The sequence below is a fragment of the Nocardioides acrostichi genome (assembly GCF_015319165.1).
GTDB classification, from domain to species: domain Bacteria; phylum Actinomycetota; class Actinomycetes; order Propionibacteriales; family Nocardioidaceae; genus Nocardioides; species Nocardioides acrostichi.
The window spans coordinates 1-23,254 of sequence record NZ_JADIVZ010000011.1 but is presented as its reverse complement, the minus strand read 5'-3'; the positions used below and the strand labels follow the sequence as shown (position 1 = coordinate 23,254).

16 protein-coding genes and 1 pseudogene are annotated in these 23,254 nt (G+C 71.1%); 6 read left to right on the top strand and 11 right to left on the bottom strand.

Annotation, left to right across the window (positions count from 1 at the left end):
- Positions 1-183: 183 nt before the first annotated feature.
- Positions 184-1,284 carry a helix-turn-helix transcriptional regulator gene (locus ISG29_RS16730; RefSeq protein ID WP_194504605.1) on the top strand — a complete coding sequence of 367 codons (1,101 nt, stop codon included), beginning with the start codon at positions 184-186 and terminating at the stop codon, positions 1,282-1,284.
- Positions 1,285-1,432: 148 nt separating this feature from the next.
- Here ISG29_RS16730 and ISG29_RS16725 read toward each other — a convergent pair whose 3' ends face one another.
- The 6 genes from ISG29_RS16725 to lepA all read right to left on the bottom strand — a co-directional run bounded on the left by ISG29_RS16725 (position 1,433) and on the right by lepA (position 11,008).
- The gene (locus ISG29_RS16725) at positions 1,433-2,533 is read right to left on the bottom strand and encodes an Ig-like domain-containing protein (protein ID WP_194504604.1); all 1,101 of its coding nucleotides are present in this window, start codon (positions 2,531-2,533) and stop codon (positions 1,433-1,435) included.
- 71 nt (positions 2,534-2,604) lie between these two features.
- Positions 2,605-5,694, bottom strand: coding sequence for a S8 family serine peptidase (locus ISG29_RS16720; protein ID WP_194504603.1), 3,090 nt, complete (start codon positions 5,692-5,694; stop codon positions 2,605-2,607).
- Positions 5,695-5,910: 216 nt separating this feature from the next.
- On the bottom strand, positions 5,911-7,269 hold the full coding sequence (locus ISG29_RS16715) for a DUF3500 domain-containing protein (RefSeq protein ID WP_194504602.1): 1,359 nt from the start codon (positions 7,267-7,269) through the stop codon (positions 5,911-5,913).
- Positions 7,270-7,339: 70 nt separating this feature from the next.
- Positions 7,340-8,278 (bottom strand): aminoglycoside phosphotransferase family protein, encoded by a 939-nt coding sequence (locus ISG29_RS16710; RefSeq protein WP_194504601.1) that lies wholly within the window; start codon positions 8,276-8,278, stop codon positions 7,340-7,342.
- A gap of 38 nt (positions 8,279-8,316) precedes the next feature.
- Positions 8,317-9,009: a hypothetical protein gene (locus tag ISG29_RS16705; protein ID WP_194504600.1), complete on the bottom strand. Its 693-nt coding sequence runs from the start codon at positions 9,007-9,009 to the stop codon at positions 8,317-8,319.
- Between the two features lie 73 nt (positions 9,010-9,082).
- Complete coding sequence (lepA, locus tag ISG29_RS16700) at positions 9,083-11,008, bottom strand: translation elongation factor 4 (protein WP_194504599.1); 1,926 nt, start codon at positions 11,006-11,008, stop codon at positions 9,083-9,085.
- A 150-nt stretch (positions 11,009-11,158) separates the two neighbouring features.
- On the opposite strand from lepA, the gene ISG29_RS16695 reads away from it, so the two are divergent.
- Positions 11,159-11,539: a nuclear transport factor 2 family protein gene (locus tag ISG29_RS16695; protein ID WP_207793266.1), complete on the top strand. Its 381-nt coding sequence runs from the start codon at positions 11,159-11,161 to the stop codon at positions 11,537-11,539.
- 11 nt (positions 11,540-11,550) lie between these two features.
- Here ISG29_RS16695 and ISG29_RS16690 read toward each other — a convergent pair whose 3' ends face one another.
- Both ISG29_RS16690 and ISG29_RS16685 read right to left on the bottom strand, forming a co-directional pair.
- Entirely contained in the window at positions 11,551-13,275 is a 1,725-nt protein-coding gene (locus ISG29_RS16690) for a thiamine pyrophosphate-dependent enzyme (RefSeq protein ID WP_194504597.1), read from the bottom strand.
- 176 nt (positions 13,276-13,451) lie between these two features.
- Positions 13,452-15,032, bottom strand: a complete 1,581-nt coding sequence (locus ISG29_RS16685; protein ID WP_194504596.1) for an FMN-binding glutamate synthase family protein — start codon at positions 15,030-15,032, stop codon at positions 13,452-13,454.
- 70 nt (positions 15,033-15,102) lie between these two features.
- On the opposite strand from ISG29_RS16685, the gene ISG29_RS16680 reads away from it, so the two are divergent.
- From ISG29_RS16680 to rpsT, 3 genes are all read left to right on the top strand, one after another.
- Positions 15,103-16,062, top strand: coding sequence for a phosphotransferase (locus tag ISG29_RS16680; protein WP_194504595.1), 960 nt, complete (start codon positions 15,103-15,105; stop codon positions 16,060-16,062).
- Between the two features lie 10 nt (positions 16,063-16,072).
- On the top strand, positions 16,073-17,044 hold the full coding sequence (locus ISG29_RS21055) for a phosphotransferase (RefSeq protein ID WP_194504594.1): 972 nt from the start codon (positions 16,073-16,075) through the stop codon (positions 17,042-17,044).
- A 122-nt stretch (positions 17,045-17,166) separates the two neighbouring features.
- On the top strand, positions 17,167-17,427 hold the full coding sequence (gene rpsT / locus ISG29_RS21050; protein WP_194504593.1) for a 30S ribosomal protein S20: 261 nt from the start codon (positions 17,167-17,169) through the stop codon (positions 17,425-17,427).
- A gap of 216 nt (positions 17,428-17,643) precedes the next feature.
- Here the strand turns inward: rpsT and holA are convergent, their stop codons facing one another.
- From holA to ISG29_RS16655, 3 genes are all read right to left on the bottom strand, one after another.
- Positions 17,644-18,669, bottom strand: coding sequence for a DNA polymerase III subunit delta (gene holA / locus ISG29_RS16665; protein WP_194504592.1), 1,026 nt, complete (start codon positions 18,667-18,669; stop codon positions 17,644-17,646).
- A gap of 757 nt (positions 18,670-19,426) precedes the next feature.
- The gene (locus ISG29_RS16660) at positions 19,427-21,751 is read right to left on the bottom strand and encodes a ComEC/Rec2 family competence protein (protein WP_194504591.1); all 2,325 of its coding nucleotides are present in this window, start codon (positions 21,749-21,751) and stop codon (positions 19,427-19,429) included.
- 15 nt (positions 21,752-21,766) lie between these two features.
- Positions 21,767-22,714, bottom strand: coding sequence for a ComEA family DNA-binding protein (locus tag ISG29_RS16655; RefSeq protein ID WP_194504590.1), 948 nt, complete (start codon positions 22,712-22,714; stop codon positions 21,767-21,769).
- 419 nt (positions 22,715-23,133) lie between these two features.
- On the opposite strand from ISG29_RS16655, the pseudogene ISG29_RS21370 reads away from it, so the two are divergent.
- A pseudogene (locus ISG29_RS21370) lies at positions 23,134-23,254 on the top strand (leucine zipper domain-containing protein); the annotation flags it as partial.

Here is a 23,254-nt window from a genome sequence, read left to right as displayed (position 1 = left end):
GCGCCGCAACCGGTCAGGGCCGAAATCAGACAGCCGGTCTGGACCTGGCCGTCGCGCCCGACGGCCCCTGGGAGCCGGCGGACCTTGGGAGCCGGCGGACCCTGGGAGCCGGTGCCCACAGTGCGCTCACAGCCGCGCGCGAGATGATGGGCTCCCACCCACGAGACGGAAGAGGATGCCGCGATGAGCGTCGAGAAGGAGACGTGGGAGTTCCTCGGCTTGAAGCTGGAGGATCTCGAGGTCTACCGGGCCTGGCTGAGTGAGCCCGGATCCTCCAGCGAGGCGCTGGCCGCGCACTGCGGACTCCCCGCCTCCACCGTCGCGGAGTCGCGTCGCAGGCTGGCTGGGGCCGGGCTGGTGCGCCGGATCGGCCCCGAGACGGTGCCGGCGGACCCCGCCACCGGGTTCGGCCGGATGGCGACCCTCCTGCGCCACCAGCTCGACGAAGTCGAGCACCAGGCGCAGTTGATGCACCACCTCTACGCCGCGGGACGGCGGGCGGTCGACCCCCGTCTGCTCTTCGACATCGTCACCGGGAGCGAGCTCATCGTCGACCGACTCAGCTCGCTGCTCGACGCGACCGAGGAGGACGCGGTGTTCTGCGACGCGCCCCCCTACATCGCCGGTCCGACCCGCAGCCTGAGCCCCTGGGAGCGGCGCGCCCTGGAGCGGGGGGTGCAGATCCGGGTTCTGCACGGGCAGGGCGCCTACCGCGACCCCGAGCACGTCGAGGCCCTGCACGAGGGCATGCGCCTGGGGCTGCGCAGCCGCGTCTATCGCAACCTGAGCCTCAAGATCGCCATCTTCGACGAGCGCACTGCGGTGATGCCACTCAGCCTGGGCACCGACCTCGCCACCATGCACGCGGTCTTCATCACCCACGAACCCTTCGTGCGCGCCCTGGGGGCGCTCTTCGAGCTCATGTGGGACCAGGGCACCCCGTCGGTGCCCGACGTCGACGACGAGCAGGCCGACAAGGCGCAGGCCTCCCAGATCGCGATCCTGCGGCTCATGGCCTCCGGGTTCAGCGACGGTGCCATCGCCCGGCAGCTCTCGATCAGCGACCGCACCCTGCGCCGACGGGTGCTCGCGCTCGAAGAGCAGCTGGGGGCCAACAACCGCTTCCAGCTTGCGCTGCTGGCCAGCGAGGCCGGACTCGTGCACGGCACCGACGACGAATGGGCCGCGCATCCCGGAGATCCGCCACCGGCTCGCCCCCGCCCGCTCGCCTCGGACTCCGGCGCCTCCTCCCGAGCGCGGCTGGCCGCACGCACCGTCTCCTAGGGCACCGCTCCCACGAGCACCGGCACGTCGGGCCCCGCCGGCCGGGAGTCTCGGTGCCGGCCGGCGAGGGGTTCCTCACCACACTCCGGGTCGCCCCGGGAACCTCGCCGGCCGGGAGTCTCGGGGCCACAGCCGGCGAGGTGTCTTGTCACCGCACCCGGTAGTGGCCCGAGACCACGCGGCGGTTGCCGGCCTCGTCGACCGCCCGGGCCCGGTAGCGGATCACGAATCCGTGCGCGCGGTCGACCCGGCGCTGGTGCAGCACACAGGGACCGGCCAGGCCCGAAAGGGCGTCGGAGGCACGGCAGCGCACGGTCTTGCGATGTGCGTAGACCTCGCCGTCGCGCACCCCGCGGATGCGTACCACGGGTCGCGTGGCGTCGAGGTAGACGACCTGTCGCGCCGTGGCGGAGCCGCCGTCGGTCGCGCTGACCGATCCGGTCACGAACTGTCGTGCGCCCTCGGTGGCCACCACCCGGTCCGGCGCGCACCCGTCGTCGTCGAGGGGTGCCGACGTCGCGGCGCAGGCGAACCGCACCGTGACGGGGGCGCGGTACCACCCCGAGGCGGCCCGCGGCCGACTGCTGGCGACGGTCGCGTCGATGCTGGGGTTGTCTCGCGTGTAGGTCGTGTAGGAGAGCTTCAGATCCCCGTTGGAACCGAGGTAGAAGGCCGAGACGTCGTGGGCGTGGTCGGTGGGCACGCGGTAGTCGATCGTGGCCGAGCCGTTGCGCAGGTAGGCCCCGGTGATCGAGTAGCCGTCGAGGAAGAAGTCCACGTAGCCGACCGCCGGCCCGGCCCCCGGGGCCACCGGGGTGACGGTGGCGGTGATGGTCGTGGCGGTCACGCTCACCTCGGTCGTCGTCGCCGTCGAGTCGACGGCGAGGGTGCGAGATGCCTCGGAGGAGTCGAAGGTGTCGTCGGTGGGCTCGAAGGACGCCGTCAGCTCGACGTCCGGAAACACCGCGAAGGCCGGGCTGGTCGCCGTGCCGTCGGTGCCCACCGCGACGGGGTCGCCCAGGTTTGTGCCGTCCACGGCGAACTGGACGGTGCCCGGCACCGCGTCGGCCACGGTGGCGGTGGCGGTGACGCTCTGCCCGTAGAGGGCGCTCGTGGTGAGCGCCACCGTGAGGGAGGTCGCCGTCTGGGCGATCGCCGCCGGCGCCGCCAGCACGAGCAGCACCGCCCCCGCCACGACCGCGCCGAGCACGCTCCTGCCCAGGCCGCGGCGTCGTCCGGTGCTCGTCATGGCCATCGTCTCGATCCCCTGCTCCTGCGTTCTCTGGTCTTCGGTGCGGCTGCGTGCCGACCTCGCGCGGTTCACTGGTCCAGCTCCACGATCGCCTGGGCCTGCTCGTCGGCCACCGAACTGGTGACCAGGCCCAGGTAGTCGCCGTCCGCCCCGAGATCCTGCCAAGCCAGGTCGATCCGGACGGGATCGCCGGCCGTGGCCGCGGCGGTGGACTGGGTCGCCGTCACGTTGGCCACGTCGTCCTGCGTCACCACCCAGGTGCGCAGGCGGTAGCCCGCGGTCGTCGTGGCATCGTCGGCCGGTGTCCGGCCCTGCACGTAGACACGGTAGGAGCCAGGCTTGAGCTCACCCCAGACCGGCGAGATGTCGTAGTTGCCCCAGGTGAACTGCTCGTCACCGGTGTAGGTCAGGGCCGATCCACCGACCAGACGCTGGCTTCCGTCGTCGGAGACCCGGTAGACCCACAGGTCGAGGTCGTCGTCCGGGTCGTCGGCATCGAGTGTGATCCGGCCCAGCACCGTGTGCCGCGGGATCGTGAGGTCGTAGGCGTTGATGCTGTCCGAGGCCTCGGGCTGCGAGGGGATGGTGGCGTCCTCGAAGCCCACCTCGTCGCTGACGTCCGTCGCCGCGGTGAAGCCGGCCACCGACGTCGTGACCGCCCCCGTCGTGCCGGGCACGAGGGACAGCGAGGTCGAGCCCTTCGAGGCATCGGCGACGACGTCGGCGTCGGCGAAGGCGCTCGAGGAGGGGCGCAGCGCGACCGGCATGGTCAGGCTGCGGTGACCACTGGTGAGCGTGACCCGGCCCGTCGCGTACTGGTGCAGGAAGGCGTCGGTGCGCCGGAAGGTGAAGGTCACCGTCTTCGAGGCACCAGGGCGGATCGTGAAGGTCTTCTGGTCCACGCTCACGTCCCATCCCGGGACCGACCCGGCGACGCTGAAGGTGCGCGGGCGAGAGGCCACGCTCGTGAAGGTGCGCTGCACCTCGAGGTCGCCCACCACGGCTCCCGCGCCGAAGGATGCGAGGTTCAGCTGGGGGCCCGAGACGCTGGTGACGTCGTCGCTGGCGCTGGCCCAGCCCTCGTACTGGAGGTAGCCCTGCCAGTCGGCCAGGCCGGAGTCCAGGACGAGCAGCGGGTTCATGGCCTGGACGGGACGCACGTTGCCGGCGCCCTGCGCGAACGGCGAGGTGGTGCCGACCGTGTCGCCGGCCGCGAGCATCATCGCCGACTTGACCTCGGCGACGCTCCAGTCCGGATGGGCCGCCTTGAGCAGGGTCGCGACGCCCGCCACGTGCGGGGCCGCCATCGAGGTTCCGCTCTCGAAGTCGAAGGCCCGCCCGTTGGTCAGCGAGGTCTTGGCGACCGAGGCCAGCACGTCGACGCCGGGGGCGGCGATGTCGGGCTTGAGCAGATCCCCACCGGTGGTCTGGCTCGGCCCGCGGGAGCTGAAGCCGGCCACGGCGGGCGCCTGGGTGACCGAGTCGCCCACGACGGTCGGCACGATGGCGCCGGTGGGATCCGCGGTGTCGAGGTAGGCCATGACCGCGTCGTAGGCGGTGTTCTCGAGGTGCACCGACGGCACGGAGTGCACGTCGGCGAAGGTCGCCGAGATGTCGGTCGGGTTGAGCAGCACCATGCCCACTCCCCCGGCGTCCGCGACGGTCTGCGACTTCTCCGTGCGCGCGTTCGTACCGCGGATGCAGACCACGAGACGTCCCGCGACCTGGTCCGGATCCAGGGATCCGGTCGCACACAGTCGCGCGGCCTTGGCGGTCGAGCCGTCCGCCATGGCGTCCTCGGAGAGCACCATCGGCGTCTGGTCGGGCAGGGAGTCGGTCAGGGAGGCGCCCACGAACTCCTGGCCGTCGCCGAGCACGAGCTTCTGCTCACTGACCCGCCAGGTGCTCGCGGCCACGGTCGTGACCCACGGGCTGGGGTGGTCCAGCGTGCTGGGCTCGGGACCGCTATTGCCCGCGGACGCGGAGACGAACACGCCGCTGGCCGCGGCGTTCATGAACGCCTCCTCGGCCGGCGAGAAGGGGTAGGCCTCGTACGGCGAGCCGATCGAGTAGTTGATGACGTCCACGCCGTCCGCCACGGCGTCGTTGATGGCCGCGACCAGGTCGGAGCTGTAGCAGCCGCCGCCGTCCTCGCCCTGCCAGCACGCCTTGTACATGGCGATCGAGGCGCCCGGGGCGATGCCGCCGATGGCGCCGTAGTCCTTGCCGTCGATGAAGGCGTGCCGCACCCGGTTGCCTGCGGCGGTCGACGAGGTGTGAGTGCCGTGCCCGACCGCGTCACGCGGGGAGAGGTACTCGACGCTGGAGAGGTTCTCGGCACCGAAGCCGGACACGTAGTAGCGCGCCCCGATGATCTTGCCGTTGCACCCGTCGCTCGGGAAGGAGTCGTCCTCGCCGGTGTCGCAGGTGCCCTGCCAGCCGGCGGGCGCGTGCTGGCCCTTGAGGTGCCGGAACGAGCGGCTGTCGGGGCGGATGCCGGTGTCGATGACGCCGACGACCTCCCCGCGACCGGCCTTGGCCCGGCCGCCGGTCTGCTTCCAGACCTTGTCCATCTTCAAGAAGTCCGAGGACGAGCTCGGCTGCGCCTCGTCGAGCGGCTGCATGGTGTCGGCGGAGATCGCGGTCACGTCGGAGCGACCGGCGAGCTCGGCAGCCTGAGCCGCGGTGAGATCGGCGGCGACGCCGTTGAGCACGGTGGTGTAGCGGTAGATCGGCCGGGAGTCCACGGCGTCGAGGGCCGCGTCCTGCTCACCGGTCAGGTAGTCCTGGTAGCGCTGGACCGGCCGGGAGTCGGTCGCCAGGCGGCGTCCGGCCACCGGTGCCGTGGCCGGGTAGCCGGTGATGCCGCCGGCGTAGGTCGCGGCAGGCGCATCGGAGAACTGCACGAGGTAGCGGCCGGCCTCCCAGTCCGCGGGGTCGGTGGAGAGCACGCGCGTGTTGGCGACCCCCGTGGCGGACGCCGCCACCTGACCGCTGACCATGGCCGCACCGTCGGCGCTGGTGAGCGTCGGCTTGCTCGGCGTCTGGCCGGCGTCCTGCGACATCGAGGGTGCCGCCGCGGCGAGCGCGAGCGCGAGCGCGCTGGCGCCCACCGCTGTCCAACGCCACGTCCCTCGAGGGTGACGGCTGTGGGGCATGCTGCGACCTCCGTGCGGCTCACGTCGCGGTTCGGAGACCTTCCGCCCGCGTGCTCGCACACGGTAGGAAGCCGACACCGCCGCACGGAGCCGATCCCGGTCACCCGCCGGATCCGGTCACCCGGCCGGGACGACCGGGATCGACCCGGTGGCGAGATCAGCTGGAGCCACGGAAGGTCGCCGACGCGCAGCAGGCGAGATGCGGTGGATCCGGGATCAGTGGTCGAGCGCGAGGTGCAGTGCCAAGAGCGCCTTGCCGTAGTCGTTGCCGTTGGGGGTGCGCGTGATCGCGTGCACGTGCTGGCGCGAGACCGTCTGGTCGGCGCCGTAGCCCTGGCCGACCGGGCCCGGGGTCTCGCAGTCGAACTCGATGTAGATCACCGGGCTCTGGATGCGGAAGTAGAAGACCGAGTCCGCGTCGGTGCCGCCGATCCAGCAGAAGTAGGTCTGGTCGGCCTGCTCCTTGACCTGAGCCATGGTGACCTTCGCATGGCCGTCGTCGACGTTGTTCACGAACAGCCCGGTGAGGGTCCACAGCTTCTCGAGCTGGTCGTCGTCGAGCTTGCTGGCCACGATGCCCTGGTAGGCGACCTCGGCGTTGTCGGCGAAGGCGACCGCCTTGATGTCGTCGCCGGTCTTGTCGGAGCTGACGATGGCCACCGACTGCTGGTCCTCGCTCAGCGAGGTCACCATGTCGATCGCTGCGGCGAACTCGTCGTCGAACAGCGAGAGGCCCTCGTAGTCGGAGTCGATGTCGAAGTTCGCCTTGACCGGCTCCGAGCCCATGAAGGTGGGAGTCATGACGACCTGGTCGCCGAGCACGAAGTAGTTGATGACCAGGTGATGGCCGTCGATCTGCCAACCCCAGGGGTCGGTGGTCGACGGCGTGCCCATGATGGTGAACCAGTAGAGGCCCTCGTTGAACTGGTCGGTGTTGCCGATCAGCTCGCCGGCGTACTGGTTCAGCTTGATGATCGTGTCGGCGTTCTCCAGGCCCTTGGCGCTCAGGCCGGCCTCGAGGATGCCCATGGCCAGGCTCTTCTGGTCGTCGGTCATGTCGGCGAGGCTGATGCCCTGGCGCTGGTAGCCGTCGACGTTGCTCCAGAGGCGGAACTCGTCCTCGGTGTAGTCGTCGGGGTCGATGTCGAAGGTCACCTCCTTGCGCTGGGCCGTGGTGAGGCCGGCGAGCCAGGCGTTGGCGGCGTCCACGACCCCGTCGGTGCTGACGCCGGTGCGCTGGATGGCGTAGAGATCCTCGATGACGGTGCCGTCGGTGGTCAGGCCCTTGAACTCCTCGGTGATGCCCTCGCTCATCCCGCCCGGGCCGCCGCCGCCCGGGCCGCCGGAGGGTGGGGTTCCGCCGGGGCCCTCGGAGGAGGCCGACGCCGAGGACGACGAGGAGGAGTCGTCGCAGGCGGCGAGCATGCTGCCGAACGCCACGACGCCCGTCGCGGCGAAGAGCCGCGTCATGAACGTGCGTCGCTGCATCTGCAGCGCCGAGTGCGGTGCGTGGATGCGGTGGCCGGAGTGGTCGCGGGCAGGGGTGTCGTCGGAGGACGGCGTCGGGATGCTCATGGGGACAGAGAACCGTCCATGCTCGGGAGTCCGCCCAGTGCCGCCTGTGTGCTTCCTGTGAGACCGCGTCTCAGGGCTGCACCGCCTTGGCCAGGGTGACCATGCGCGTCACCTGCTCACGCTGGGCCGGATCGAGGGACCGGACACCGGCGGGGGCCTCCTCGACGAGCCAGAGGGCGCCGAGCACGAAGCGGACGACGCACCAGGCCACCGCGCGGCGCTCGTCGAGGCCGGCGGCGTCGACCACCGCCTCGAGTCGGGCCCGGACGGCGCGGCGGACGTCGCCGGCCATCTCCTCCCACCGGTTCCACAGCAGCGGGGCGGGCTCGAAGTGCGGGTCGCCGCTCATCGCGTGCGGGTCGATCGCCACCCACTCCCCCTGCCTCGCGAGCACGTTCTCGTAGTGCAGGTCGCCGTGCACCAGCACGGCGGTGCTCGGGTCGCCGCGGCGCAGATCCCGGGCCAGGTCGCGGATGTGTGCCGCCGCCTGCTCCACCAGCCGCCGCGGCAGCGGCGCATCGCGGGGCAGGGCGAGCAGCCGGGCACGGTAGCCGGCCACGTAGTCGGCGAGCAGCATCAGCTGCGGTGGGGCGGGCACGTGCAGCCGGCCGTACAGCTCCCCGACGACCTGGCATGCTGCGACGTCCCACTCCTGGGTGAGGTCGCGGCGCTCCAGGCGCTCCAGCAGCAGCGCCCGGCGGTGCGGATCGGCCCGCAGCAACCGCACGGCGCCCCGCCCGCCCCAGCGCTGGAGCGCCAGCGCCTCGTGCTCGGTCTCGATGTCGGGGAAGGCGACCTTGAGCACCCGCGGCGCGCCGTCGGCGTCGTGCACCGGCAGCACGACCGACGCATACCCCCACCAGACCTCGCCCGTGGGCATCAGCGACCACTCTGCGACCAGGTCGCGCAGACGACCCGGGAGCGCGTCGACGAAGGCCGACCACGCCGGCCCGCGCTCGGCGAACGCGAGCACGGGCGCGGGGAGGGCCGGGACGGTGCGGGGGCTCACCGCCCCGACGCTAGTGGCGCGCTCCTGACGGTCGGCCCTCAGGCGTGCGCGATCGTGTAGGCGACCGCTACGTCCTTGGTCTGCACCGTGTGATCGGTGCCCGACTTCCAGAGCTTGACCGTCCACGGGTCGCCGGACTCGTCGATGCCGTTGCCGTCGGGCGGGCCGTAGACCGAGCCGCGCTCACAGGAGTAGAAGCCCACCCAGTTCGGATGTGTCGGCAACTGGCCCCAGGCACCACCGAAGCGGATCGAGCAGGTCTGCACGCCCTTCTTGGCGGCGAGGTCGAGATCGACCACCGGGCGGCCGTGGGCCGTGCCCTGGCGCTTGATCTCTGAGTACTTGGCGCGCACGAGGCTGGTGCTGCGGGCATCACGCAGGCAGAGCACGGTGTGGTGGCGCGAAGGGAAGCAGGAATGCAGGTAGAGCGCTGTCGGATAGCAGCTCACGACATCGTGACCGACCCCCTTCGCGTAGCCGTAGCAGTCGACCTTGGTGTTCTTGAAGTCGTCGATCTTGCGCACGGTGTAGCCGTCGGCGGGGTTGCCCGCGCTGTCGACCGGTTTGACCAGCACGTGCTGGGTGGAGGCGACGGACGCGGCGTCCGCGGCGTCCACGCCACTCGTGCCGCCGAGCAGTACCAAAGCGGCGACGCCGGCCACCGCCGCCACGAGCGAGAGGGTGGAACGACCGGCGGTCACGAGACCGCGCGCCAGGGACACACTGAACATGGTGGTTCTCCCGAGGGGTGGGGATAGGACACCCTGGAGACGCCACCGAGGGCGAAGAAGTTGTCGCCGGCTCCTATTTCTTGGAGTCCCCCGCCGGGCCGCCGGTGGAGAGAGCGGCCACGAAGGCCTCCTGGGGCACCTCGACGCGACCGACCATCTTCATGCGCTTCTTGCCCTCCTTCTGCTTCTCCAGCAGCTTGCGCTTGCGGCTGATGTCGCCGCCGTAGCACTTGGCGAGGACGTCCTTTCGGATCGCGCGGATGTTCTCGCGGGCGATGACGCGCGCGCCGATCGCGGCCTGGATCGGCACCTCGAACTGCTGGCGCGGGATGAGCTCCTTGAGCTTGCCGGCCATCATCACGCCGTAGCCGTACGCGGCGTCCTTGTGCACGATGGCGCTGAACGCGTCGACCGGCTCGCCCTGGAGCAGGATGTCGACCTTGACCAGCTCGGCGGCCTGGTCGCCGGCGCGCTCGTAGTCGAGCGAGGCATAGCCCTTGGTGCGCGACTTCAGCTGGTCGAAGAAGTCGAAGACGATCTCGCCCATCGGCAGCGTGTAGCGCATCTCGACGCGGTCCTCGGAGAGGTAGTCCATGCCGCCGAGGGTGCCGCGCTTGGTCTGGCACAGCTCCATGATCGTGCCGATGTAGTCGCTCGGGCTCAGGATCGTCGCCTTCACGACGGGCTCGCGCACCTCGGCGAGCTTGCCCTCGGGGAACTCGCTCGGATTGGTGACCTCGTGCTCGGTGCCGTCCTCCATCGTGACCTCGTAGACCACGTTCGGGGCAGTCGAGATGAGGTCGAGGTTGAACTCACGCTCGAGCCGGTCGCGGGTGATCTCCATGTGCAGCAGGCCGAGGAAGCCGCATCGGAAGCCGAAGCCGAGCGCGCCCGAGGTCTCAGGCTCGAAGGTGAGCGCGGCGTCGTTGAGCTGAAGCTTCTCCAGTGCCTCGCGCAGGTCGTTGAACTGGTCTCCGTCGATCGGGTAGAGCCCCGCGTAGACCATCGGGTTGGGGTGCTTGTAGCCGCCGAGCATGTCGGTGGCGCCGTGGTGCTGGGTGGTGACGGTGTCACCCACGCGCGACTGGCGCACGTCCTTCACACCCGTGATGAGGTAGCCGACCTCGCCCACGCCGAGCTCGCCGGCCTTGGTCTGCTCGGGGCTGATGACTCCGACCTCGAGCATCTCGTGGGTCGCCCCGGTCGACATCATCTTGATGCGGTCGCGGTGGTTGAGCTTGCCGTCGACCACGCGCACGTAGGTCACGACCCCGCGGTAGGTGTCGTAGACGGAATCGAAGATCAGCGCGCGGGCCGGCTTGTCCTTCGCCCCCACCGGCGGCGGGGTCTGCTTGACGATCTCGTTGAGCAGGGCCTCCACGCCGAACCCCGTCTTCGCGCTGACCTGCAGCACTTCGCTCGGGTCGCAGCCGACCAGGCCGGCCAGCTCGGCGGCGTACTTCTCGGGGTTGGCGCTGGGCAGGTCGATCTTGTTGAGCACCGGGATGATGTGCAGGTCGGCGCCCATCGCCAGGTAGAGGTTCGCCAGCGTCTGCGCCTCGATGCCCTGGGCGGCGTCGACCAGGAGGATCGCGGCCTCGCAGGCCTCGAGCGAGCGCGACACCTCGTAGGTGAAGTCCACGTGGCCGGGGGTGTCGATCATGTTGAGCACGTAGGTGCCCGGCTCGGTGCCCTCGTCGTTGCCCTCCGCCACCGCCCACGGCAGCCGCACCGCCTGGGACTTGATGGTGATGCCGCGCTCACGCTCGATGTCCATCCGGTCGAGGTACTGGGCTCGTGCGGCGCGCGCGTCGAGCACCTCGGTCATCTGGAGCATCCGGTCGGCCAGCGTCGACTTGCCGTGATCGATGTGGGCGATGATGCAGAAGTTGCGGATGATCGAGGAGTCGGTCTGGCCGGGCACGGGCCAGGACTTCGCGGGAACGGCAGGCACGGGGGTCTCGAAGGCCTCTCGTGGGTCGGTCGGGAACTCCCCCATCCTCCCACGCCGCGCTGCGTCGTCCCGATTCCGGCGGTCGAGCCCAGGTCAGCGGTGAAGGGGCCAGGGTCCACCGCCCCGATGCGATGGCTCACTCACCGCTCTGGCGCGGCAGGCCCGTTGTCACCGCCCGCACCTATGGTTCACACCATGAGCGAACCCATCGCGGTGGCGGCGCTGCGCGAGTTCTGGCGTGCCTGCGAGGCGCGCGACTGGCCGGGCCTGGCCGCCACCCTAGCCCGCGACGTCGTCTACACCGTGCCCCAGACCCGCGAGCGCGTTCGCGGTCGTGATGCCTATGTTCGGTTCAACGCCGAGTACCCCGGCGACTGGCATCTGGTCATCACGCGCTTGGTCGGCGACGAGCGCAGCGCGGTGTCGTTCACGTCGTTCACCATCGGCGAGGAGACCATGACCGGCGTGTGCGCGGTCGAGGTCGACGACGACGGACTGCTGGTCAGCCTCGAGGACTGGTGGCCCGAGCCGTACGAGCCGCCGGCGGGCCGGTCACACCTCGTCGAGCGGTTCTGACCGACGGCTCCTCACTCGGCGCTGGTGACGATCTCCTTGCTCTTGGCGATGGCGAAACCCCAGCCCTGGGAGAGCTTGGGCTTGCTGGGCACGGCGATCTCGTCGGGGTTGGTGACGACGTCGAGCAGCACCGGCCCGTCGTGCGTCATCGCCTCCTCGACCGCGGCCTCGAGGTCGTGCGGGTCGGTGACCCGGATGCCGTGGATGCCCATCGACTGGGCCATGGCGGCCAGGTCGGGGTTGTGCAGCACGGTGCCGTACTCGGCGAGGCCGACCTGCTCCATCTCCAGTTTGACCATGCCGAGGCGTCCGTTGTCGAAGACGACCAGCTTCACCGGCAGTTCGTGCGAGGCGATGGTGAGCAGGTCGCCCAGCAGCATGGTGAGGCCGCCGTCACCGCAGAACGCCACGACCTGGCGTCCGTGGTCGAGCGCCTGCGCGCCGATCGCCTGGGGCATGGCGTTGGCCATGGAGCCCAGGTTGAAGGATCCCAGGAGCCGACGGGTGCCGGTGAAGCGCACGAAGCGCGAGAGCCAGGTGGTCGCCATGCCGGTGTCGGTCGTGAAGATCGCGTCGTGGGCGGCGTGCCGGTCGACCAGTCCGGCCAGCAACTCGGGGCGGATCTTGTGGTCACGGTTGTCGAGCCGCTTGCGGATGAACCCCATCTTGTTCTGGTCGTAGTCGGGGTCGACGAAGTGCTGCTGGAGGTCCAGCCACGTCGTGTACGCCTCGCGGGAGTGGTCGAGGTGACCGCGGTCCTCGCGTGGGGAGACCCTCGGCAGCAGCCAGCGCACGGCGGTTCCGGCATCGCCCACGACGCCGACATCGACCGGGTGGCGGCGTCCGATGTGCGAACCGTCCACATCGACCTGCACGACCGTCTTGCCGGAGGGGTAGAACTCCCGGTACGGGAAGTCGGTGCCGAGCATGAGCAGCACGTCGCAGGTCTCGAAGGCCAGCGTGGCGGCGGGGTTGCCGAGCAGTCCGGACTGGCCGACCTCGTAGGGATTGTCCCGCTCCAAGCCCTCCTTGGCCTTGAGCGTCAGCACCATCGGTGCGGCCAGCCTCTCGGCGAGCGCGAGCACGTCGTCGCGCGACTCGCGCACGCCCTGACCCACCAGCATGGTCACCTTCTGCCCGCTCTCGACGGCGGCGAGCGCGGCGTCGAGCGCGGCGTCCGCGGGCTGCGGCACCGGGTGCTCGGCGACGAAGGACGGCACCGCGGTGTGGGAAGGGACGTCGAGCCCGCCGACGTCGCCGGGGATGGTGAGCACGGCGACGCCGCGTTGCTGCAGGGCCGCATTGCCGGCCTGCTCGACCAGGTGCGGCAGTTGCTCGGGGTCGGTGAGGGTGGCGTGGAAGACCGAGACATCGGAGAACACGACGTCGTTGTTGACCTCCTGGAAGAAGTCGCTGCCGATGTCGGGGCGCGGCACCTGACCGACGATGGCCAGCACGGGTGCGTGGGACTTCTTCGCGTCGTAGAGGCCGTTGAGCAGGTGCACGGCACCGGGGCCGACGGTGCCCATGCACACGCCGAGCTTGCCGGTGAGCTGCGCTTGCGCGCCCGCGGCGAACGCGCCCGCCTCCTCGTGCCGCACCCCCACCCACTCCAGGCGGTCTTCCCTCCGGATGGAGTCGGTGACGGGGTTGAGGGCATCACCCACCACTCCGAAGACGTGGGTGACGCCGTGATCGGCGAGGGCGGTGACGATGAGGTCGGCGACTGTGGGCATGGCTCCAGCATCCTGCGCCGGAGGGCGGCTGATCAGGTCCGTTCGGGTGACGCCGCCGCACACCGCGAGGGGTCGCGAATTGTTGTCCGAGGGGTCAGATATTGCGCAGGCGCGCAGCAGTATTCGACCCCTCAAGGAGCCATACGCGACCCCTCGCGGTCTTCGGTGCGGGCAGGTCAGGGACGGAAGGCGTCAGGGGTGGCGCGGTCCCAGCTTGCGGCCCAGTCGTCGGGCGCCTTCTCGAGCAGCTGCCCGGGTTCGAGCTGCACGTAGAGGTCGGCGTAGTTGCTGACCATGCCGTGGTCGACGTTGCGGCGCAGCATGTGGGGGCGCAGATCCTCGAAGCTGGTCAGACCCATCGAGGCGAGCACCTGGAGGGCCTGGTCGACCGTGCCCTTCTGGAACGAGGTGACCCGCTCGGCCTTCGACGGCACGTGCAGCGCGCGCATGCGCCGCGGATCCTGGGTCGCGACACCGACCGGGCAGGTGTTCGAGGCGCACTCCTGGGCCTGGATGCACCCGACTGCCATCATCATCGCGCGGGCGGAGTTGCAGTAGTCCGCACCCTGGACGATGCGCTTGACGATGTCGATGCCGGTAGCGACCTTGCCACTCGCCCCGATCTTGATGCGGTCGCGCAGGCCGGCCCCGACCAGAGCGTTGTGCACGATCTGCAGCCCCTCGGTCAACGGCATGCCCACGTGGTCCTCGTACTCCAGTGGGGCGGCCCCGGTGCCGCCCTCCGCGCCGTCGACGGTGATGAAGTCGGGGGTGATGTCCTCCTCCAGCATCGCCTTGATGAGGGCGAGGACGTCGGTGCGCGAGCCGACGCACAGCTTGAAGCCGGCCGGCTTGCCACCGGAGAGCTCACGCATGTGCGCCACGAAGTGCACGAGCTCGCGCGGGGTGCTGAAGACCCGGTGGTAGGGCGGGGAGATCACGGTCTGGCCCTTGGGCACGTCACGGGTGCTGGCGATCTCGTCGGTCACCTTGCTGCCGGGCAGCACCCCGCCGAGGCCGGGCTTGGCGCCCTGGCTGAGCTTCAGCTCGACCATCTTGACCTGCGGATCCTTCGACTTGTCGGCGAACTCGTCGGCGTCGAAGCCGCCGTCTTCGGTGCGGCAGCCGAAGTAACCCGATCCGATCTCCCAGACCAAGTCACCGCCGTTGCGGTGATAGGGGCTGATGGCGCCCTCGCCGGTGTCGTGGGCGAAACCGCCCGCCGCGGCGCCCTTGTTCAGGGCCTCGATGGCGTTGGCCGACAGCGACCCGAAGCTCATCGCCGAGACGTTGAGCAGGGCCATGTCGTAAGGCTGGGTGCAGTCACGGCCGCCGATGCGCACCCGTGGCGCCTGCTCGAGCACCTTGGCCGGGGCAATGGAGTGCACCAGGTACTCGTAACCGGTCTCGTACACGTCGCGCTCGGTACCGAAGGGCTTCTCCTCCTTCTCCCCCTTGGCTCGCTGGTAGATCGAGGAGCGGGTGTTGCGGTCGAACGGGCGACCGTCGAAGTTGCGCTCGATGAAGTACTGCTGCAACTCCGGTCGGATCGCCTCCAGCAGGTAGCGCATGTGGCCCAGCACGGGATAGTTGCGCAAGATCGCGTGCCTGGTCTGGAGCAGGTCGTAGACACCCACTCCCAGCAGCACCACGACGACCGCGAGCAGCAGCAGCCAGCCCAGCCCGCCGATGGCAGAGGCGAGCGTGGCGACCGCACCGAGGAACAACAGCAGGCCCAGCACGAAGAATCGACGCACATCCCAGGTCTAGCATCGCCGCACCCCGCCCGGGTCGCCCGAGGGGAGACACCGGGTCGAAGATGTTCCTGTGTCTTTCTCGGACTCCTCCTCACTCGCGTTCCCCCACGGCCGCACCTCCCGGCGCGTCGAATGGACCCACCTACCACCCGGGGTGCGCGCCAAGGTCGAGGCCAGGCTGGGCACGCAGGTCGTCGACGCACGCTCCGCCACCACCGGGTACACGCCCGGCATGGCCTCGGTGCTGACCGGCGCCGACGGCTCGCGCACCTTCGTCAAGGCGGCCGCGACCGTGGCCCAGCGTCAGTTCGCCGACGCCTACCGCCAGGAGGCGGAGCGCCTGCGGTCGCTGCCGAGCGACGTCCCGGCGCCCCGACTGCTGTGGAGCCTGGACGGCGACTGGGTGGTGCTCGGCATCGAGCACGTCGAGGCGCGCCACCCCCGGCGTCCGTGGCTCGACGAGGAACTCGACACCGCCATGGCGCTCATGGTGGACCTGGCCCAGCGGCTGACGCCGGCGCCGGCGTCCATGCGACTGGTGACCCTCGCCGAGGACGTCGCCGACCTGCCCGCCGCCTGGAACCGCATCACCGCGGCCTCGGTCGGGCGGGTGCCGCACGACGTGCTGGCCGACGCGACCGCGCTGGCGGCCCGGCTGCCTGACGTCGGCGTGGGTGACACGGCGCTCCACACCGACGTGCGCGACGACAATCTGTTGTTGACCGACGACGGCCGCGTGCTGCTGTGCGACTGGAACTGGCCGTGCCGCGGCCCGGCCTGGTTCGACGCCTTGAGCCTGCTCATCGGGCCGGCCGTCGACGGGCACGACGCCGAGGCCGTGCTGGCCCGCACGCCGCTGCTCGCCGACGCTCCCAGCGAGGACGTCGACACCATGCTCGCGGTGCTCACCGGATACTTCCTCACCAGTGCGGAACTGCCCGTGCCGACCAACTCCCCACACCTCCGCGAGTCCCAGCGGCTCCAGGGCGATGCGTGCTGGGACTGGCTGGCGCAGCGGCGCGGCTGGTGAGCGGCGTCGGATGAGTGGAGTGCTGCGGACCCCCGGTCACCACGCGCCGTGGTCGTCCATGCCCGAGCGCGTGCGCGCCTGGGCCGCGAACGCGCTCGAGGGCGAGATCGTCGGCTGGGAGGAGTGCGCCGGCGGCATGTCACCCGGCTGCGCGACGCGCGTCGTGACCGGCCAGGGCCGGCGCGGCTTCGTCAAGGCCGTGGGCGCCGACCTGAACCCCGACACGCCCACGCTGTTCCGTCGCGAGATCCTCACCCTCGGACTGCTCGGAGAGGATCCACGGTGGGCCGGGCGCCTGGGCTCCTACGACGACGGCGACTGGGTCGCCCTCCTGCTCGAGGACGTGGAGGGACGACACCCCGACCCCGACGACGAGGCCGACGCGGAACTGCTGATGGCCGCCACCGACGACTTGGTCACGTTCCTCCACGAGCGCCTCCCGACTCCGCCGGCCCCCGACCCGGAGCCCGGTGGGCTGCTCGACCTGCCCGCCCATCTTCGGAGGTGGGCCGACGCCCTGGAGCGCCTCGAGGAGGTACCACCCGAGCTGTGCCCGGCGTGGCTTCTGGGCGCGGCCGGGCGACATGCGGAGCATCTGCGCTCGCTCACCTCTCGGCCTGGCACGCAGCTCGTGCACTGGGACATCCGGCACGACAACCTGCTCGTGCGTCCCGACGGACGGCTCGTCTTCCTCGACTGGGGTCAGGCGGGCGTGGGATACGACTGGTTCGACCCGCTGCTCGCGCGGCTGGACCGCGCCGAACTGCCCTGGTTCGACGAAGCGGTCGGCTCCTCTCCCGCCCTGGCGCGGGCCGGCGACGACGCGATCACGACGTTCCTCGTCGGAATCGGCGGCTTCCTGGCGTGGCGCGCGACGGTCGCGGTCGACGTCAACCTGCCGGCTCTGGCAGGCTTCCGGCGGCGAGAGTCCGCGCGGTTCCTCGAGGCGGCCCGCCGCCGTCTGGGCCGACGTGCGGCGTGATTTGGGCGGGTCAGTCCGGCGTTGATAGCCTTGCGTGTCGCTCGCGGCAACGCGCATCTACGCGCCCAGCGGCTTCACAGACGACTCAGACCCGAACCGAACGACGCAGAGAAGGCATCGACGTGGCGAACATCAAGTCCCAGATCAAGCGCAACAAGCAGAACGAGAAGCGCCGTCAGCGCAACCAGGCTGTCAAGAGCGAGCTCAAGACCGCCGTGCGCCGCTTCCACGAGGCCGTAGAGTCCGGCGAGACCGAGAAGGCCACCGAGACCGCCCGCGCCGCCACCCGCAAGCTCGACCAGGCCGTCTCCAAGGGCGTCATCCACAAGAACCAGGCCGCGAACCGCAAGTCGGCGATCGCCAAGAAGGCCGCCGCTCTCTGATCTGAACCCGGGGAATCTCTTCCCCCTCTGAGTCGTCCCACCGACCCGTCCGGACCACCGGGCGGGTCGGTGGTCGTTTTGTGCCGGGGGCGAATTCACCGGACGTCCGGTGAATTCGCCCCTGGGACGGTGAAGTTCCACCGTCCCAGGGCGCAATTCGCCGTCCCGGCCCGGGGCCGCATCCGGATCGGGGCCATCTGTCCCCACGAACCGCCCTCAGCGCCGAGCGGCCTCGCGCAGCTCGGTGATGGTGAGCACCAGCCGCTCCAGGGTGTAGGCCGCGTCGCTGGCGGCGCCCTTGACGTCGGCATCGGCCTGGGCCACGGCACGGATCGCCGCGACGAGTCCGTCCTGGCTCCAGCCGCGAGCCTGGTCGCGCACGGACCTGACCTTCCACGGCGGGACGCCGACGTCGCGCGCGAGATCGTTGTCGCTGCGCCCGCCGCCGCGGGCGGTGGCGGCCTTGAACCTGGCCACCGACCGCGCACCTGCGGCGAAGGCCGCGGTGATGCCGGGCGCCGAGGCGCCGCCGTCGAGAGCCCAGCGCAGCTCTTCGAGCGCCGCGAGGCGGCGCCCGGAGAACGAGGCGTCGGCGACCGCGAAGGACGACGCCTCTGCACGGCCTCCGAAGTACTGCCCCACGCGCTCCTCTGTGAGCTGTTCGTCGGGGAAGTCGCTGGCTAGCTGGTGCACGGCGGCCGACAGCGCGCGCAGGTTGCGCCCGACCGCCTCGACGAGGAAGGAAGCGGCCTGCTGGTCGAGTCGCGCGCCGACGGAGCGCGCTTCGGAGACGGCGAAGGCGGGGTACTCGTGGGACTTGATCTCCGTGGACTTCACCTCGGTGACGGCGCGGATCTTGCGCAGCTTGGTCAGGACGCCCGAGCCCTTCTGCCCGCCGCCGTGCACCAGCACCAGGGCGACGTCGTCGGCCGGCGCGGCCACGTAGTCGAGGAGTCCGGTCACCGAGCCCTCCGGGAGATCCTCCAACCCACGCACCACCACGCAGCGGGTGGCGGTGAACAGCGAAGGTGCCGCCAGCTCGCCCAACGAGCCGGGCGTCAGCTCCGAGGCCGCGGCGTCGCTGATCTCGGCCTCGGCGTCGTAACCACGGACGGCGTCGCGGACCGCCCGCACGGTGCGCTCGGAGAAGAACTCCTCCTTGCCCGTCACGAGTGTGGTGCGACCCAAGACGTCGGAGGCCGACGGGCCTCCCCGGGATCCGCCACCACGCGCACCTGCCACGCCGCAGAGCCTGCCACAGCCCACCGACAACCCCAGCGACGAGCGCCCCCGCCGGTGGTTGAGCCCCAAGGAGCGCCAGCGACGAGCGCGTCGAAACCCGGCGACCCGTACGGCAACGCCAGCTTTCGTCTCACCGGGTTTCGACACGGGACTCGGCTAGCGCCTCGCCCGGCTCAACCACCGTGATGGCCCCGGTGGTTGAGCCGCGAGGAGCGCCAGCGACGAGCGCCCCCGCCGGTGATTGAGCCGTGAGGAGCGCCAGCGACGAGCGCCCCCGCCGGTGATTGAGCCGCGAGGAGCGCCAGCGACGAGCGCCCCCGCCGGTGGTTGAGCCGCGAGGAGCGCCAGCGACGAACGCGTCGAAACCCAGCAACTGTGAAGGCAACGCCAGCTTTCGTCTCACCGGGTTTCGACACGGGACTCGGCTAGCGCCTCGCCCGGCTCAACCACCGTGATGGCCCCGGTGGTTGAGCCGCGAGGAGCGCCAACGACGAGCGCCCCCGCCGGTGGTTGAGCCGTGAGGAGCGCCAGCGACGAGCGCGTCGAAACCCGGCAACTGTGAAGGCAACGCCAGCTTTCGTCTCACCGGGTTTCGACACGGGACTCGGCTAGCGCCTCGCCCGGCTCAACCACCGGCCCGACACGCCTCCGCCTCCGGCATCCGGCGGCTCAACCACCGGCCCGACACGCCTCCGCCTCCGGCATCCGGCGGCTCAACCACTGACCCGCCACGCCTCCACCTTCGGCATCCGGCGGCTCAATGACCATCGGTGGCCACGACCATCTGGCCGTCCTCCAGCCCGACGGCGATCGACCCGTCGAGGTCGGTGCGGTAGACCCGCATCCCGGCGGCGCGGAGGTCGTCGAGCATCGGCTCGTTGGGGTGGCCGTAGTCGTTGTCGGCGCCGACACTCACCAAGGCCAAGCGCGCCCGCAGCCCGGTGAGAAAGGACTCGTCTTGGTACCGACTGCCGTGGTGCGGCACTTTCAGCACGTCGACCGAGAGGTCCGGCACCTCCTGGGCGATGGCTTCCTGCCCGGGCGGCTCGACGTCGCCGGTGAGCAGGATCCGCAACCCGTCGACCTCGGCGAGCAACACGATGCTCGCGTCGTTGGCGGTGCTGCCATCACCCGGACCGTCGTGCACCGCGCCAGGGGCGGGCCACAGCGAGCGGAGGCGCACGTCGCCCACCTGCCACTCCCCCAACGCCGTGGCGGCCCGCATCGGGACGCCCGCCTCACGCGCGGCGGCCTCGACCTCGGCGACGCCGGTGGTGGGGTCGAGGTCCGTTGTCACCAGCACCTGCTCGACGTGCCGACCGTCGAGCACGCCTTCGATGCCGGAGACGTGGTCGGCATGGAAGTGGGTCAACACGAGCAGCGGCACGTCGCGCACCCCGAGCCCGCGCAAGCAGGCATCGACGGGCTCCGGCTCGCGACCGGTGTCGATGACGACGGCGGACGACGGTCCCGCCCGCAGCGCCAGGGCGTCGCCCTGACCCACGTCGCAGGCGACGAGCACCCAGTCGTGCAGTGGCCAGCTCGGCGTGGGCGGACGCACGACGATGACGACCACCAGCACGCCAGCCAGCAGACACGCGGGCAGCGGGCGACCTACGACCCGGGGGCCCAGCAACGCCGCCGCGACGGTCAGCACGGTGAGCAACAGCAGCGCCCACGGCCCGGTGCCCCAGCCGATCGCCGCCGTGGGCAGGGCCGCTCCGTGCTCGGCGACGGCCACGATCCAGGTGACGCACCACGAGGCGAGCCAACCCAGTGCGCGTCCGACGGGTGGCAGCACCAGGCCGACCAGTCCGCCGAGCAGCCCCAGCACCGTGGCCGGTGCCACGACGGGAGCGGCCGCCAGGTTGGCCATCACCGCAGCCAGACTGACCTGCCCGCTGATGGCCGCCACCACCGGCGTGCACGCGAGCTGCGCAGCGATCGGCACCGCCAGCGCCTCTGCGGCCCACCGCGGCATCCAGCGCACCAGGGCGTCGCGCCACGGCGGGGCGAGCCACACGATGCCGGCAGTGGCGAGCACCGAGAGCGCGAAACCCACCGAGGTGGCCAGCCGCGGGTCGAGCAGCAGGAGCACGAGGACGGCGACACCGAGTGCCCCACCCGAGCGTCGCGGACCGTCGCGGCTCAGCGCGACCAGACCCACCGCTCCCATCGTGGCCGCCCGGAGCACGCTCGGCTCGGTGCGCGCGAGCAGCACGAATCCGCAGATGCCCAAGGCCCCGACCAGGAGCAGCCAGCGACCGCGCACCCCGAGCCAGCGCGCAGCGAGCAGCAGGAAGCCGACGACGAGCGTGAGATTCGTGCCGCTCACCGCGAGAAGGTGCGTGAGGCCCGTGGCCCGGAAGTCGTCGGCCACGCCTTCGTCGAGCCCCGCGTCGTCACCGGAGACCAGCGCCGGCACGAGGATGCGCTCCGGCTCGGGCCGGTGCGCCACGCTCTCCCGCAAGGAGGCGCGCACGGCTCCGGAGGCGCGCCACCACACGTCGGGCTCCGTGACCACCTCAGGTGCCGGCGCGCCCAGCAGCACGCCGGAGAGGTCGTCGTCGCGGGCCGGCGTCAGACGGCCCTCGGCCCGCACGCGGGTGCCGATCGGCACGTCGCCCCAAGCCGGATCCCCGATGACCAGCACCGGAGACGCCAGCCGCCAGGTGACGCCGCGCCCGTCGACCTGCTCGACTCTGAGCCGCATCGAGACCGACTCGGAGAACATGCCGGTGACCGGACGCGGATCGCTCGTCACCGTGCCGACCACCTGCACGTGCGCGTGCTCGTCGGCCAGGTCGTGCACCGGACTCCTCGTCACCAGCTCCGTGCGCAGCAGTGCCGAGACGGCCACCGCGACCATCACCAGCGACAGCGCCAGCACGACCGGCCACGGGCGCCGCACCCGCGCTCTGAGCGCCGGCAGCCGGGCTCCGAGCGCCAGCAGGAGCGTCAGCCCGAGCACCGTGCCCATCGCCCAGCGCGCGTCCAGCGACGCCGCAGCGAGCCCACCCGCCCAGGCGGCCAGACCGAGGAGGGGCGTCCGTACGTCGTGGGACGCTCGCTGCTCGGGCACCGACGGTCCGGCTCGTCAGACCGTGACCAACGGACTCACGTCGGCCAGGGTCGCCTCGCCGATACCCGACACCTCCAGCAGCTCGTCGACGCTGGTGAAGCTGCCGTGCTCCTGCCGCCACGCCAGGATCGCCTGGGCCGTGACCGGACCGATGCCGGGCAGGGTCTCGAGCGTCGCCTGGTCGGCGGTGTTGAGGTTCACGAGGGCAGCAGGCACGGACGGGGCGCCCGCAGCGGACGGTGCCGCCCCGGCCACGGGAGCAGGGGCGCCGACGACGATCTGCTCGCCGTCGACCAGTACCCGGGCCAGGTTCAGTCCGGCGAGATCGACGCCCTTCATCGCCCCGCCCACCTCGGCGAGAGCGTCGACCACGCGGGAGCCGACGGGAAGCACGGCGATGCCAGGACGACGCACCTTGCCCTCGACGTCGACGGTGACCGTGGTGCCCGAGGATGCGGCTGCCGAAGGCGTGGCGCCCGGGGACGCCCCGCCGGCGGGCAGCTCCTCGCCCGGCACGTCCTCCGACACCAGCCGGGTCGAGCCGCTGGCGGTGGTGTCGCTGGCCACGGGCCCGACCTGTTCGGGATGCGCCGACACCACCTGCCAGGCCGTGATCGCGATGGCGGCCGCGACCAGCACCGCCACGACCGTCAGGTGGGCCGGGCCGAGGGGTAGCCGCTGCCACCACCCGGGCACACCCTCGTCGGGCTCGTCGGGCACGGGATCTCGACGAGCAGAGTGCCGCCCGGGCACGGGGAAGGCGGACGCGGGCGGCGGCGCCGGCTGCTCGGCCGGAGCGGAGGGAACCGACGGCTCGTACTCGTCGGGCGAACGCAACCCGTCGAAGGAGGACGGCGCGGACCCCCCGGCCTCGCGTCGCACACCCTCGAGCTCGGCCGTGAGCAGCGCCAGCCGGCGCGCCACCGCCTCCTGGTGCACCGGGGTCGGACGTCGAGATCTCATACCGCGACGCTAGGAGAGATCGGTCCTCGCGTGCTGGGCCCCAGCGTCGGCCTGTGGACAACTGCTGCGCGAAGCGCGGCTGTGGAGGCGGAGGGCGGGCTGTCGGCTCACCGGGTCTCGACGACGCTCGCTGGCGCTCGCTGCTCGACCATCGAACACACTTCGCTGGTCGAGCCGCCGAAGGCGCAGGCCAGTCGAAACCCCGCAAGGTGCCAGGCAGCGCCGCCTTCACCGTCACCGGGTTTCGACACGCTCGTCGCTGGCGCTCCTCACGGCTCAACCACCGGCGGACACGCTCGTCGCTAGCTGTTCTGATCACGGACGTTAGGCACCGGCGTGGCTGCTGGACGATGACGAAGACCTCCGGGTGAGGTGTGGAGCTACCACGCACCCACACCTGAATCACCACGGAGGTCTTCGTGTCCCACGCTACCCATGCCAACGCGACCCTGACGCCACGCGGTCGGCTGCTCCTTGCACGTTTGGTCGTCGATGACGGCTGGACCTATGCCCGCGCTGGCGAGCGGTTCTCAGTCGGCA

Bases quoted from the DNA above. Each gene is read 5' to 3' on its own strand.
- ISG29_RS16730 (WP_194504605.1), top strand. From the start codon at position 184: ATGAGCGTCGAGAAGGAGACGTGGGAGTTCCTCGGCTTGAAGCTGGAG.
- ISG29_RS21055 (WP_194504594.1), top strand. From the start codon at position 16,073: ATGAGTGGAGTGCTGCGGACCCCCGGTCACCACGCGCCGTGGTCGTCC.
- ISG29_RS16720 (WP_194504603.1), bottom strand. From the start codon at position 5,694: ATGCCCCACAGCCGTCACCCTCGAGGGACGTGGCGTTGGACAGCGGTG.
- ISG29_RS16695 (WP_207793266.1), top strand. From the start codon at position 11,159: ATGAGCGAACCCATCGCGGTGGCGGCGCTGCGCGAGTTCTGGCGTGCC.
- ISG29_RS16690 (WP_194504597.1), bottom strand. From the start codon at position 13,275: ATGCCCACAGTCGCCGACCTCATCGTCACCGCCCTCGCCGATCACGGC.
- ISG29_RS16705 (WP_194504600.1), bottom strand. From the start codon at position 9,009: ATGTTCAGTGTGTCCCTGGCGCGCGGTCTCGTGACCGCCGGTCGTTCC.
- ISG29_RS16725 (WP_194504604.1), bottom strand. From the start codon at position 2,533: ATGACGAGCACCGGACGACGCCGCGGCCTGGGCAGGAGCGTGCTCGGC.
- ISG29_RS16655 (WP_194504590.1), bottom strand. From the start codon at position 22,714: ATGAGATCTCGACGTCCGACCCCGGTGCACCAGGAGGCGGTGGCGCGC.
- lepA (WP_194504599.1), bottom strand. From the start codon at position 11,008: ATGGGGGAGTTCCCGACCGACCCACGAGAGGCCTTCGAGACCCCCGTG.
- ISG29_RS16715 (WP_194504602.1), bottom strand. From the start codon at position 7,269: ATGAGCATCCCGACGCCGTCCTCCGACGACACCCCTGCCCGCGACCAC.